Source organism: Devosia sp. UYZn731 (assembly GCF_040546795.1).
Taxonomy (GTDB): Bacteria; Pseudomonadota; Alphaproteobacteria; order Rhizobiales; family Devosiaceae; genus Devosia.
Map to the genome: position 1 here is coordinate 128,685 of NZ_JBEPOL010000007.1, position 12,990 is coordinate 141,674.

Sequence of the window (12,990 nt, forward strand, 5' to 3'; positions counted from 1 at the left end):
GTAAGCCGCCCCAGGATTGCCCATGTCCGCTGGATATTTCTTGAAGCGAACCGCCTTCGCGCTGCTGGCTCTGGCCGGCTTGATGATTGCCGTGTTCTTCCTCGTCCGCTTGACCGGCGACCCCGTCAATCTCTATCTGCCGGTCGATGCCTCCCAGGGTGCGCGCGATGCCATGCGCACCAAGCTGGGTTTGGATCAGCCCGTATTCTTCCAGTTTCTCGATTGGGGCGGGCAGATGCTGCGCTTCGATTTCGGCACCTCGCTGTGGCACAATCGCCCGGCCATCGAAGTGGTGCTGCAGGCTCTGCCCAACACCCTGGCGCTGGGTGCCATCGCCCTCACCTTTGCGTTTGGTGGCGCGGTGCTGTTTGGCTCCGTCGCCGCCGTGCGCGCCGGAAGCTGGGTCGACCGCGTGATCAATCTCGTCTCCCAGGCTGCGGCCAGCGTACCCGATTTCTGGCTCGGCCTGATGTGCATCCTGGTGTTCGCCGTGACGTTGCGGGTTCTGCCCACGTCGGGGTTTGGCGGCCCGATCTATTGGGTCCTGCCGGTGGTGTGCCTGTTCGCCCGGCCCTTCGGCACGCTGGTCCAAATCGTGCGCGGCTCCATGCTCGAGGCGCTCAATGCCGCCTTCGTCCGCACCGCCCGTGCCAAGGGTGCCCAGACCGGCCGCGTCACTTTCGTGCATGCCCTGCGAAATGCGCTGCTGCCAGCCATTACCGTGACCGGCGATCTGGCGGCGCAGTTTGCCGGCGGTGGCGGCGTGGTGGAGGTGGTGTTCGGCTTTCCCGGTATCGGCAAGCTGCTGATCGACGGCATTCTCAAGCGCGACTTCGCGCTGGTGCAAGCGTCGATCTTCTGCGTCGCCATCGTCATCTTCATCATCAATATTGCTGTCGATATGCTCTATGCCGCCATCGATCCACGCGTGAGGATCGAACAATGAGCGCGGTTGAAGGCCTGGCGCCCAGCTCGTCCCTGCTGTCCCGGCTCAAATGGCTGTGGCGTGCGCTGGTTGGGGATCCGACTGCACTGGCCGCGGCGATCTGGCTGCTGATCGTGGTTGCTGGCATTGTCGCCTTCAACCTGGGCGCCTTCTCCGGCGGCCGCATCGACCTCAAGGCGCGCAACCTGCCGCCGTTCGATATTTCGTTCGGCTGGAAACTCTGGCTTGGCGCTGATGCTTTGGGCCGCCCCTTGCTGGCGCGCCTGGCGGAAGCCGCCTCCGCCTCGATCGGCATCGCGCTCGCGGCGGTGCTGACCAGCCTGGCCGGTGGCCTCGTGCTCGGCATGGTGGCCGGCTATTCCGGCGGTCATATCGGCAATCTGATTATGCGGGTGTCCGATATCGTCATGGGTTTCCCAACCCTGTTGGTAGCACTAGTCGGGCTCTACCTGTTCGGTCCCAGCGTCACCAATCTGATCCTCGTGCTCGCCATCACCCGCATGCCGGCCTACATTCGCGTCGCGCGCGCCGAAGTGCTCGAAGTGCGCGAGCGGCTGTTCGTCGACGCCTCGCGCGTGTTCGGGGCCGGTCCTTTGTGGATCCTGCGCAATCACATTCTGCCTATCGTGGCGCCCACCATGCTGACCCTGGCCTCGGTCAATGTCGCCATGGTGATGCTGTTTGAATCAGGGCTATCCTATCTCGGGCTTGGCATCCAGCCGCCGGCCGTCAGCTGGGGCCTGATGGTGGCGCAGGGGCAGGGTTATCTGGCGACCGCCTGGTGGCTCGCCTGTTTTCCCGGTCTTGCCGTCATGCTCACCACCATGAGTTTCAACCTGCTCGCCAACTGGTTTCGCATCGTCAACGATCCGACCCAGCGCTGGCGCCTGACCAGCCGGAAGCGCACACCATGAGCCTGCTCGATATTCGCGACCTGGCGGTCAGCTTCGGTACAGAAGCCGGACGGATCCAAGCGCTGGCCGGCGTGTCGTTTTCGCTGGAGCGCGGCGAGGTGCTGGCGCTGCTGGGCGAGAGCGGTTCGGGCAAGTCCGTCACCGCAGCAGCGATCATGGACCTGGTGCCCAATCCGCCCGGTGCCGTGGATCGCGGTGCGATCATCTTCGACGGCATCGACCTGCTGGCCCTGCCGCCACGGCAGCGGCGCGATCTCTGCGGCGCCCGCATAGCACTGATCTTCCAGGATGCGCTGGCCTCGCTGAACCCGGTCTATTCCGTAGGCTGGCAGATCGGCGAGATGTTCCGCATCCACCAGAAAAAGACCGGCGCTGAGGTGCAGGCCGCGGTCATCGACCTGCTCGAGGCAGTGGGCATTCCTGACGCCGCTCGCCGCGCCGATCAGTATCCGCATCAATTCTCCGGCGGCATGCGCCAGCGCATCATGATCGCCATGGCGGTGGCGTTGTCGCCCGATATCATCATCGCCGACGAGCCGACCACGGCGCTCGACGTCACCATCCAGGCGCAGATCGTTGATCTGCTGGCGACGGTCCGACAGCGCAGTGGCGCCGGCATGATCTTTATCACCCATGATCTCGGCGTCGTCGCCGAACTCGCCGATCGGGTTGCGGTCATGTATGCCGGCCGTATCGTGGAAACCGCGAGCGTCTTCGAACTGTTCGCCACGCCGCAGCATCCCTATAGTCAGGGCCTGCTGGCCTCGCAGCCGCGCGTCGATGTGGAAACGCCCGATCTCGTGCCGATCCCCGGCTCGGCGCCCAATCCAGCGGCACTGCCGTCGGGTTGCGCCTTTCGCACCCGCTGCCCACGCGCCCAAGACCTCTGCGCCGAAGTCGAGCCGCTGCTCGCCGTCGCGGGCCAGGGCCGCCAGGTTGCCTGCCATTTTCCAGGAGCTTTCGCGTGAACCAGCCCCTGCTCAAGGTCGAGAACCTGTCCAAGCATTTCGGCGATGCCGGTGCGCCAGTGCGCGCTGTGGATGGCGTCAGCTTCGAGATCGCGCGCGGTGAAACGCTAGGCCTCGTGGGTGAAAGCGGCTGCGGCAAGACCAGCCTCGTGCGGACACTATTGCGTCTCAATGCTCCCACTGCCGGTACGGCTGAACTGGATGGTGCCGATATCGCCCATGCCCGAGGCCGCGCGCTGCGTGACATGCGCCGCAAGATGCAGGTGGTGTTCCAGGATCCCTACCAGTCCCTCAATCCGCGCATGCGGGTCGATCGGCTGATCGCCGAACCATGGGCGCTGCATCCGGACGTGCTGCCGCGCGCGCAACGGCCGGCCGAGATTGCCCGGCTGCTGGTGGCGGTCGGTCTGCGCCCCGAGCATGCCCTGCGTTATCCCGGCGAGTTCTCCGGCGGCCAGCGCCAACGGCTCGGCATTGCGCGTGCCCTCGCGCTCAATCCAGCTCTGCTGGTCTGCGACGAGCCTGTCTCGGCGCTCGACGTGTCGGTGCAGGCCCAAGTCATCAACCTGCTGGCGACCCTGCGCCGCGAGCGCAATCTCGCCATGCTGTTTGTTGCCCATGACCTCGCCGTGGTGCGCCACGTCTCGGATCGGGTGATGGTGATGTATCTGGGCAAGATCATCGAAAGCGGCCCGACACAGGCAATCTTCAATCGCGCTTCCCACCCCTATACTCAGGCATTGCTATCGGCAGTGCCCACGCCCGATCCAACCCAGCGCGGCAGGCGCAAGCGGATCGTGCTGCAGGGTGACCTGCCCAGCCCAAGCAATCCCCCAAGCGGCTGCCGCTTCCGCACCAGATGCTGGAAGGCCACCGAACTTTGCGCGCGGGAGGCTCCCGAACTGATGGCTCGCGGAAATGACCCAACGCTTTTGACGGCCTGTCACTATGCAGAGCCGATCGGCGTCAGCACGAATTGACGATAGCGTTGCCCGGCAAAGGCATGACGTGAGGCCACACCACGAAGTCCATGACGTCGCCATCGCGTGTCCAAGATGCTAGCTTGCTTGCGGCATCCCAACAGCGACCGGCGCTGGGCGGGTTGGCTTTGGAACGGCATGGCGATGACGCTTCTTCGTATTCTGGCTGCTGCATTCATCACCATCCTGATGCTGGGCTCCCCCGCCTCTGCCCAACCGGCTCGCGATCTCTTTGGTGAGATGCACCAGCCCGCCGCAGGCCCCGAGATGGTCATTGGCAGTTATGCGAAGGGCTGTATCGGCGGCGCGGTTCAGTTGCCAACGGATGGACCGGGTTGGCAGGCGATGCGGTTATCTCGTGACCGGCGCTGGGGGAGCGCCGAGCTTGTCCAGTACATCGAGTCTCTGGCCCAGGCGGTAGGGCAGGACGGCTTGCCGGGCATCCTTGTGGGCGATATGGGGCAGGCTCGAGGCGGACCGATGGCCAGTGGGCATGCGTCCCATCAAATCGGCCTCGACGTCGATATCTGGTTGCAGCCGATGCCGAACCAAACCATCCCCGCCAGCGAGCGGGAAAGCCTCTCTGCCATATCGGTGCTGAAGGCAGGCACACGCGAGGTTGACCCCGCGCTATTCGGCGAAGCCCAGCGCCTTCTCATCTATCGCGCGGCACAACTGCCTGGCGTTGCTCGTGTTTTTGTCGCCCCCGGCATCAAGCGGTCGCTCTGCGCGATCAACTGGCGCGACCGAAGCTTCCTCGGCAAGCTTCGGCCATGGTACGGGCATGACGACCACTTCCATGTGAGGCTCGCATGCCCCGCAACGTCGCAATCCTGTATCGATCAAAGCCCGGTTCCAGCCGGTGATGGCTGCGGGGCAGATCTCGATTACTGGTTCACCGACGCCCCATACCAGCCAAGCACCAGCCCTCCATCGCCGCCACTGACGCTGGCCGACCTCCCCAACGCCTGCACGGCGGTGCTGCGGGCGAATTGACACGGTTTTCTGGTGCTCGTGCCCACGATGGGGCGGCGCTGGAAAGGCGATCACATGGATTGCGGTGAAACAGCTTTCATCGCGTGCTCAGCATCCATGGCGATGATTTCGCCGACTGCCTGTTCGCAATCGGCGCTGTTGCCGCCTTCGATGGCCACGAGGAGTCTTGTGTGAGCCTCCACCGAGCCATTGCGGTAACCGATCGCCTCCGGCCCTGCGAGAGACTTGAGAGCCAAAGCCAAGGTGAGTTCAACAATGCCGGTAACCGACCTGAGCAGAATGTTGCCGGAGCTTTCGGCGATCACCCTGTGGATTTCAAGGCCAGCCAGGCCATGGGTTTCCAACGTGCTTTCAGACATGTCCATCTGATGAAGCCAGTACTTCATCAGGCGAACATGTTCGGCGGTGCGATGTCTGCTGCTCAATATAACGGCGCGTGACTCCAGGGCCCGTCTGATATCGAACAGGCTCTCGTAAAATCTACGGTCCGGCCTGGCGTAGAAATGCCAGCTGAGGACCTGGGGATCAAAGAAACTCCAGCGGCTTTGGGGAGAAACCCGCGTGCCAACCTTTGGCCGGGCTTCAATCATGCCCTTTGCTTCGAGCGTCTTCAGCGCCTCGCGCAACACGGTGCGCGAGACCCCATAGGTTTCCATCATGACAGCGTCGCTTGCCAAGATTGAGCCGACAGGAAATCTGCCCGTGACGATGCCAAGGCCGATTTCATTGAGAACGAAGGTATGGAAATTCCGTGCAGCGGGTCGCCCGGATAGCGAGCGAATAAGGCTGCCTGCTTCGATCATTCTACACTTTCTCGGACGACTCTTCTCCGGGAGCGGAGGCCGCAAATATGATGCGCTGCAACACGATGAACAAGAACAGCAGCACGCCGATCACGATCTTGGTCCACCAGCTCGATAGCGTGCCATCGAAGATGATATAGGTCTGAACCAGCCCCAGCAGCATGACGCCGACAAAGGTGCCAAGCACGAAGCCATAGCCTCCGGTCAGCAGCGTACCGCCAATCACCACCGCGCTGATGGCATCGAGTTCGACACCCACCGCGGCCAACGGATACCCCGCTGAGGTGTAGAGCGAAAACACGATCCCCGACAAGGCCGCCAGCACACTCGATAACATGTAGATCTGGACCGTGGTGCGCGCCACCGGCACGCCCATCAGCAGGGCGGAAACCGTATTGCCCCCCAGGGCGTATACATAGGAGCCAAAGCGGGTGCGGTGTGCCAGCAGAGCGCCGACGAGGAACACCGCTACCATCAGCAGGCCAATGAAGCTCAGGCGGCCCCCACCGGGCAGACGGATGATGGCTTCGGAAATAGTGCGGTAGAATTCGTGATCGATCGGCACGGAGTCCTGGGTAATCACGGACGCGCCACCGCGCGCAAGGAACATGCCGGCCAGCGTCACGATGAATGACGGCACCTGCAGATAGTGGATGGTCAGACCCATGGCCGCGCCAAATAGCGCAGCGACCCCCAGCGCGATGGCGAATGCGACCAGGGGATGCAGGCCCAGCCAGGTGATGAGGACGGCCACCAAGACGCCGGTAAAGCCAATCACCGCGCCGACGGACAAATCAATCCCCCCAGAGATGATGACGAAGGTCATGCCCACCGCGGCGATGCCAAGGAAGGCGTTGTCGGTGAGGAAATTGCCCAATACGCGGGTGGAGAGCATGCCCGGGAACTGCAGCACACTCGCGGCATAGGCGATGAGGAAGATGACGGCGGTGGCGGCCAGCGGACGAAGACTGCGTTTCATCGGGGGCCCACCTGCTTGGCGTCACGTTTAAAAAAAGCGATGGCATTTCCCAGCAGCGGCGATTGCAGCATCAGGATCAGGATAATCATCCCGGCCTTGACGATGAGGTTGAACTCGGGCCGGAAGCCGGACACCAGGATGCCGGTATTCATGGCCTGGATAATCAGCGCTCCGACCACGGCCAGGGGGATCGAGAACTTGCCCCCCAGCAGCGAAGTGCCGCCAATAACCACCGCGAGGATGGCGTCGAGTTCGAGCCACAGGCCGGAATTGTTGGCATCGGCGCCGCGAATGTCGGCGGCCACGACAATGCCGGCAATGGCGGCACAGAAGCCGGAAAGCGCATAGACCAGCATCAGCAGCATGCGGCTATGGATGCCCGCCAGCGATGCAGCGGCCCGGTTGACACCAATGGCTTGGATGAACAGGCCAATAGCGGTTTTCCGCACCAGCAGGGTGACGACGAGCATCAGCACCAAAGCAATGACCGCCGCCATCGGAAAGCCGAAGAAGGAGCCGGTGCCCAGGAAAACCAGAGCCGGATCGTTGAATGTGACGATGGAGCCTTCTGTAATCAGCTGCGCGATGCCGCGTCCTGCGACCATCAGCACCAGTGTGGCGATAATGGGCTGGATATCGAGCACCGCGACCAGGAAACCATTCCACAGTCCGCAGGCGAGCCCTACCGCAAGCGCAGAAACGACGGCGACAGGCGTTGGATAGCCGGCGACCACCATGGTAGCAGCGACAGCCCCGCAGACGGCCATGATAGCGCCGACGGAAAGGTCAACGCCCTTGGTGGCAATGACGCCGGTCATGCCGATGGCCAAGATTGCAACCGGCGCACCGCGATTGATGACGTCGATCATGCTCCCAAACAGGCGCCCATCCTGCCAGGCGATGCGGAAAAAGTTGGGAAACAGCAGCCAGTTGATGAGCAGGACGGCCACCAGCGCCAGCAGTTGCGGATTGGCGAGGCGTTCGAGATGGAGCCGCTTCATGCGACAGCCTCGTCACTGTTATTGGCAATCGCCTGCACGATGATGCCGGGGTTGATGTTCTTGCCACGCAGTTCGGCGACCATTTCGCGGTCCCGCATCACCACGATGCGGGAGCTGTAGGCCACGACCTCGTCCAGCTCGGACGAGATGACCAGCATGGCCATGCCCTCGTCGCGCAGCCGGTTGATGGTGCGGACGATCTCGGCATGGGCGCCCACGTCGATGCCGCGCGTCGGCTCGTCCAGGATAAGAAATGCCGGGTCGGTGGCCAGCCAGCGCGACAGGATAACCTTCTGCTGGTTACCCCCCGAGAGCAGCTTGACTGGCATGTCGAGCGAAGCGGCCCGGATGTCCATGGCCTCACTGAACCTGCCGGCGATCTCAAGTTGTTCGTCGCGGTTTAGAGCCTTGAACCAGCCCAGCTTACCCTGCAGCGCAATAACGATGTTCTCGCGGACCGACAGGTCGCCCAGAATGCCTTCGGCCTTGCGATCCTCCGGGCAGAAGCCAAAGCTGTGCCGGATGGCGTCGGTCGTCTTGCGGATGGCGGTGAGCTGGCCATTGACCATCACCGTGCCCTGATCGGCCGGATCGGCGCCAAACATGATGCGCGCCACCTCGGTGCGGCCGGAGCCGAGCAGGCCGGCCACGCCGACGACCTCGCCCTTGTGGATGGTCAGATCGAAGGGCAGCACGCCGCGCTTGCGCCCATAGCCCTTGAATTCGACCAGCACCTCGTTTTGCGTTGCGCTGCTCTCCAGGTCGGTAGCCCCTGAAAAGGCGATATCCTTGCCCAGCATCAGGCGCACCACGTCGGTGCGGCTCAGATCATCCAGCGGGCGCGTGTCGATCAGCTTGCCATTGCGCAGCACAGTGACGCGGTCGGAAATGGCGAAAACCTGATCGAGAAAATGGGTTATGAAGATGATCGCCAGACCCTTGGCCTTGAGGCCGCGGATCACTTCGAACAAGCGTTCCACTTCGTTGCGGTCCAGGCTCGCGGTGGGCTCGTCCAGGATCAGCACTTTGCCGGACAATTGCACCGCGCGGGCGATGGCGACGATTTGCTGGACGGCTACCGAATGGGTGCCCAGTTCGCTGGCCGGATCGATCTGCAGGTCGTAGTTGGCCAGCAGAACGCGGGCGTCCGCTTCCATCTTGCGAAAGTTGACGAAGCCGAAGCGCAGCGGCTGGTGACCGAGAAAGAGATTCTCCGCCACCGAGCGATTGGGCAGCAGGTTTACCTCCTGATAGACCGTGCCGATGCCGAAGGACTGCGCGTGGAGCGGATTGTCGAGCGATATCTGCACGCCATCCATGTAAATTCCGCCACCGTCTGGCTGGTAGGCACCGGTCAGGATCTTGATGAGCGTGGATTTGCCCGCGCCGTTCTCGCCGAGCAAGGCATGGACTTCGCCCTTGCGCAGGCCGAAATCGACAGTGTCGAGAGCGACATGGTTGCCGAAAATCTTCATGACGCCGCGTGCTTCGAGCACGTATTCGCCATCTGCCATGCAACCCTCCCCATTCACGTCGCGCCGCCATTTTGGTCGTGTCGCAACAGTGGGCCCCGCCAGCGTACTGGCGGAGCCCGTCTTCGTCCCTGCGATTAGTAGCCCAGACCCTTGCGGGTGTCATACTCGCCCTGCGGGTTGTCCGCCGGAGTGTAGAGCTTGGACTCGGTGATGATGAACTTCGCAGGTTCCGTGCCGTCGGCAAGATAGGCCGAGAGAGCAGCGAATGCCGGACCGGCCATATTCGGGGTCAGCTCGACCGAGGCATTGGCTTCGCCGGCAACCATGGCCTGGAAGATATCCGGCACGCCGTCGATCGACACCACCTTGATATCCGTGCCTGGCTTGAGCCCGGCATCCTTGATCGCCTGAATGGCGCCTACGGCCATGTCGTCATTATGGGCATAGACCGCGCAGATATCGGCGCCACCGTTTTCGGCTTTGATGAAGCCTTCCATCACTTCCTTGCCCTTGGCCCGGGTAAAGTCGCCAGTCTGGCTACGTGCGATGGTCAGGTTGGCATGGTCAGCAATGGCCTCCTCAAAGCCCTTCTTGCGGTTGATTGCCGGAGTCGAGCCAACGGTGCCCTGGAGTTCGACGATCTTGCAATCGGCATCCCCCACTGCGCCGACCAGCCAGTCGCCGGCAACGCGGCCTTCCTTGACCTGGTCCGACGCGACCGAGGTGAGGTAGAGGTCTTCGGGGGCATCGACGCCGCGATCGAGCAGGATCACCGGAATTTCGGCTTCCTTGGCTTCGCTCAGCACGTCTTCCCAGCCAGTGGCGACCACTGGGGCAACCAGGATGGCGTCGACGCCCTGGGCGATGAAGCCGCGCAGGGCCTTGATCTGGTTTTCCTGCTTCTGCTGCGCATCGGCAAATTTGAGATCGATGCCCAGGGCTTCGGCCTGCTGCTTGGTCACCGAAGTCTCGGCTGCGCGCCAGCCGGATTCAGAACCGATCTGGCTGAAGCCGATAGTCAGGCCTTTCAGATTTTCCTGCGCAAGGCTGACTGAAGTCAAAGCGGTAACGAGGCTTGCCGCGATGGCAAGCTTGGAAATGATGGTCACGATGTCCTCCCATGTGGCCGTCGCGGCGTATTCGCCTGCGACGGTGAGAGGACGCTATATAAAGTACTATTATATGTAAAGTCTCAAAAATGCTTTCGGCGATGCCTTGAGTTCTGCTCGCTAACACAGCCAAAAATGGTTCGAAACTGGTCCGGAGACAGTCAATCAGTCCCGGCGGCCCGCCCTAGATTGTCTGCGTCGTCGAGCCCCTCACCACAAGGCGGCAGTCGACCAGTTCGATACCCTGTGCCAGCGGCTTTCCACCGATGGCGGCGAACAGCTTTTCGGCAGCACTGCGCCCCAGCAGTTCCAGGTTCATGTCGATGCTGGTAAGGGCAGGATGCGTGCCCTCGACGATCACGTCCCAATTGTCGAAGCCGACGACAGCGACATCCTCAGGCACGCGGATGGAGCGTTCGCGCAGGGCGTCGAGGGCGCCTCGGGCGATCTGGTCGGAGTCGCAGAGGATGGCGTCGACGGCAACCCCCTGGTCCAGCATCATGGCGCAGGACGAGCGGCCCCAGCGCTCGCTCCATTCGCCATAACTAGTCTCATACACGAGGCTGGTTCCTGTTTCGGCAAGGACCTGGCCAATACCAACGGCGCGATCTGCCGCCGCTCGCTCGGTCCGCGGGCCGGTTAGGTGGGCAATGCGCTTGCGTCCCGTGGCGAGCAAGTGTTCCGTCGCCAGACGGCCACCGACCACATTGTCGGGCGTGATGGACAAATCACGGGGATCGCGGGACGGCGTATAGACATAGACCACCGGCACGGGCAGATCGCGACCGATGGGCTGGCGATGATCGGTCTTGCTGCCCACCACCATTATCGCATCGACCCGCCGCGCCAACAGGGCCGAAATATAGTGGCGCTCCCTTATGGCGTCGCCGCGCGCGTCGCACAGAAACACCGATATCTGCCCGGCGCCAAAACTGTCCTCAGCCGCCATCAGGATGGGCAGGCTGAAACGACCCTCCAGATCCGACGTCAGTAGACCCACAGTGCCGGAGCGCCCCTCCGAGAGCCCCTTGGCCATGGGATTGCGCACGTAGGACAGGGCTCGCGCAGCGTCCTCCACCCGCGAGCGCGTCGTATCGCTGACCCGGTCCCGGCCGTTCAGCGCCTTGGATGCCGTGGCCAACGATACACCGGCTGCGCGCGCGACATCCTCAAGAGTGGCGACTTTGGGCTTTTGGTCAGCAGGCGTCAGCGGGGCTTTCATGCGGTCTCGTAGCAGGCGGTGCGTGTTCGGAGAAGTGGTCCTCCCAGGCATTTTCGCATGTTTTCGCAAAATCTGCGATTTTGTCTTCAAGAATCCGCTTGATCCCAATGAAATTCACGATAGTCTGACGAAATTGCGAAAGCGTTTTCGCAAATTTAGATCAGGCATTTTCGTATAAGGCGGGTGCTAAACGCAGGAATCGACGACGACAATCTGCCCTGCCGCAGGGCGGGTGAAATCCAGGAGCCGAGGGGCCTTGGTAAACAGGGATAGGGAAGGGACGATGATGAAGAATTGGATGCTGTTGACCACGGCGATTGCGACCGCAGGACTGATGTCCATGCCGGCGCAAGCGGAGGATTTGAATCTGTGGGTACGCACCTCCTCCGCTGGCGTGCTCGAAAAGCTCGCCGACCTCTACAATGCCAGTCATGACGACAAGGTGGTCATCACTGGCATCACCGCCGAACAGATGGTGCCCAAGCTTGGGGCGTCGATCGCCGCTGGCGCTGCACCGGACGGCGCAGTGCTCGACCTGATTTACCTGCCGACATTTGCAGCCACCGACAGCCTCGAAGACCTCACCGATTTCATCGACGGCTTGCCTTATGCCGCGGCTCTGAGCCCGTCCCATATCCGTCTCGCCACTTTTGATGGCAAGAAGTACGGCGTGCCGGCGCTGCCCGATGCCTCAATCATTGCCTATAACAAGGACCTCTTTGCCAAGGCGGGTCTCGATCCGGAAAAGGCGCCGACCTCGCTGGCTGAAATCGCCGAGGACGCCAAGAAGATCACCGCCCTTGGCAATGACACCTACGGCCTGTTCTTTGTCGCAAGTTCGGGCAGTTGGCTGGTTTATGACTTCACGCCTCATATCTGGGCTGCCGGAGCCGATATCCTTTCCGAAGATGGCCGCACGGCCACGATCGACACGCCGGCGATGCGCGCGACGCTGGCCGCCTATAACGACATGTGGAAAGCCGGCGCCATTCACCCGACCTCCCGTTCGGGCGTCGGCAATGATGCTGTCGCGGCCTTCGCGTCGGGCAAGGTCGGCGTGCTGATGACGGGCTCCTACATCGTCAACCTGATGACCAGCCAGTACCCGGACGTCAATTTCGGCGTCGCGGCAATTCCGGGGCCAGATGGTGGCGCATCCAGCTTTGCCGGTGGCGATACGCTGTCCCTGATGAAGGGCATCAGCCCCGAAAAGAAGGCCGTGGCCGAGAGCTTTATTGATTTCTACATGCAGCCTGAGCAGCAGGTGCTGATTACCAAGGAATCGGGCATGCCCCCTCGTACGGACTTGGCCAAAGAGGCCTATGGTGCGTTCGATCCGCGTAATCTCGTCGCCTATGACATCCTCGCCAAGGCCAAGACACCCTATACCTACGCGTCCGATGAACTGTTCGTCGCTCGCACCGGTCCGTGGGTCAATCTGCTGCAGTCGGCGATCTTTGACGGCAATATCGATGAGGCCATCGCCAAGGCCCAGGCAGATTTTACCCGCATTCTCAATCGCACCAATCCCAAGTAACGCTCCTCCCAAGCGTGGGCGGGCGGAACATTGTTTCGTCCGCCGTCTGATCCGCCAGTA

12 protein-coding genes are annotated in these 12,990 nt (G+C 62.2%); 6 read left to right on the plus strand and 6 right to left on the minus strand.

The window, feature by feature from the left end; all coding sequences use genetic code 11:
* Window positions 1–22 precede the first annotated feature (22 nt).
* The 5 genes from ABIB57_RS18175 (at window position 23) to mepA (ending at window position 4,804) form a co-directional block, all read left to right on the plus strand.
* Complete coding sequence (locus tag ABIB57_RS18175; RefSeq protein WP_354042607.1) at window positions 23–946, plus strand: ABC transporter permease; 924 nt, start codon at window positions 23–25, stop codon at window positions 944–946.
* The gene (locus tag ABIB57_RS18180; RefSeq protein ID WP_354042608.1) at window positions 943–1,860 is read left to right on the plus strand and encodes an ABC transporter permease; all 918 of its coding nucleotides are present in this window, start codon (window positions 943–945) and stop codon (window positions 1,858–1,860) included. The genes ABIB57_RS18175 and ABIB57_RS18180 overlap by 4 nt, the downstream gene beginning before the upstream one ends.
* Complete coding sequence (locus tag ABIB57_RS18185) at window positions 1,857–2,828, plus strand: ABC transporter ATP-binding protein (protein ID WP_354042609.1); 972 nt, start codon at window positions 1,857–1,859, stop codon at window positions 2,826–2,828. Before ABIB57_RS18180 ends, ABIB57_RS18185 begins: the two co-directional genes overlap by 4 nt.
* Window positions 2,825–3,808 (plus strand): ABC transporter ATP-binding protein, encoded by a 984-nt coding sequence (locus ABIB57_RS18190; RefSeq protein WP_354042610.1) that lies wholly within the window; start codon window positions 2,825–2,827, stop codon window positions 3,806–3,808. Before ABIB57_RS18185 ends, ABIB57_RS18190 begins: the two co-directional genes overlap by 4 nt.
* Before the next feature lie 138 nt (window positions 3,809–3,946).
* Entirely contained in the window at window positions 3,947–4,804 is an 858-nt protein-coding gene (gene mepA / locus ABIB57_RS18195) for a penicillin-insensitive murein endopeptidase (RefSeq protein ID WP_354042611.1), read from the plus strand.
* A gap of 50 nt (window positions 4,805–4,854) precedes the next feature.
* Here mepA and ABIB57_RS18200 read toward each other — a convergent pair whose 3' ends face one another.
* The 6 genes from ABIB57_RS18200 to ABIB57_RS18225 form a co-directional block, all read right to left on the minus strand.
* The gene (locus ABIB57_RS18200) at window positions 4,855–5,607 is read right to left on the minus strand and encodes a FadR/GntR family transcriptional regulator (RefSeq protein WP_354042612.1); all 753 of its coding nucleotides are present in this window, start codon (window positions 5,605–5,607) and stop codon (window positions 4,855–4,857) included.
* Between the two features lies 1 nt (window position 5,608).
* Entirely contained in the window at window positions 5,609–6,586 is a 978-nt protein-coding gene (gene yjfF / locus ABIB57_RS18205; RefSeq protein WP_354042613.1) for a galactofuranose ABC transporter, permease protein YjfF, read from the minus strand.
* A complete protein-coding gene (locus ABIB57_RS18210) occupies window positions 6,583–7,587 on the minus strand; it encodes an ABC transporter permease (protein WP_354042614.1) in 1,005 nt (334 codons plus the stop codon). Before ABIB57_RS18210 ends, yjfF begins: the two co-directional genes overlap by 4 nt.
* The gene (locus ABIB57_RS18215) at window positions 7,584–9,101 is read right to left on the minus strand and encodes a sugar ABC transporter ATP-binding protein (protein WP_354042615.1); all 1,518 of its coding nucleotides are present in this window, start codon (window positions 9,099–9,101) and stop codon (window positions 7,584–7,586) included. Before ABIB57_RS18215 ends, ABIB57_RS18210 begins: the two co-directional genes overlap by 4 nt.
* A gap of 95 nt (window positions 9,102–9,196) precedes the next feature.
* Window positions 9,197–10,123, minus strand: coding sequence for a galactofuranose ABC transporter, galactofuranose-binding protein YtfQ (gene ytfQ / locus ABIB57_RS18220; RefSeq protein WP_354042811.1), 927 nt, complete (start codon window positions 10,121–10,123; stop codon window positions 9,197–9,199).
* Window positions 10,124–10,355: 232 nt separating this feature from the next.
* Window positions 10,356–11,393: a LacI family DNA-binding transcriptional regulator gene (locus tag ABIB57_RS18225; protein ID WP_354042616.1), complete on the minus strand. Its 1,038-nt coding sequence runs from the start codon at window positions 11,391–11,393 to the stop codon at window positions 10,356–10,358.
* 286 nt (window positions 11,394–11,679) lie between these two features.
* On the opposite strand from ABIB57_RS18225, the gene ABIB57_RS18230 reads away from it, so the two are divergent.
* Window positions 11,680–12,930 (plus strand): ABC transporter substrate-binding protein, encoded by a 1,251-nt coding sequence (locus tag ABIB57_RS18230; RefSeq protein ID WP_354042813.1) that lies wholly within the window; start codon window positions 11,680–11,682, stop codon window positions 12,928–12,930.
* Window positions 12,931–12,990 lie beyond the last annotated feature (60 nt).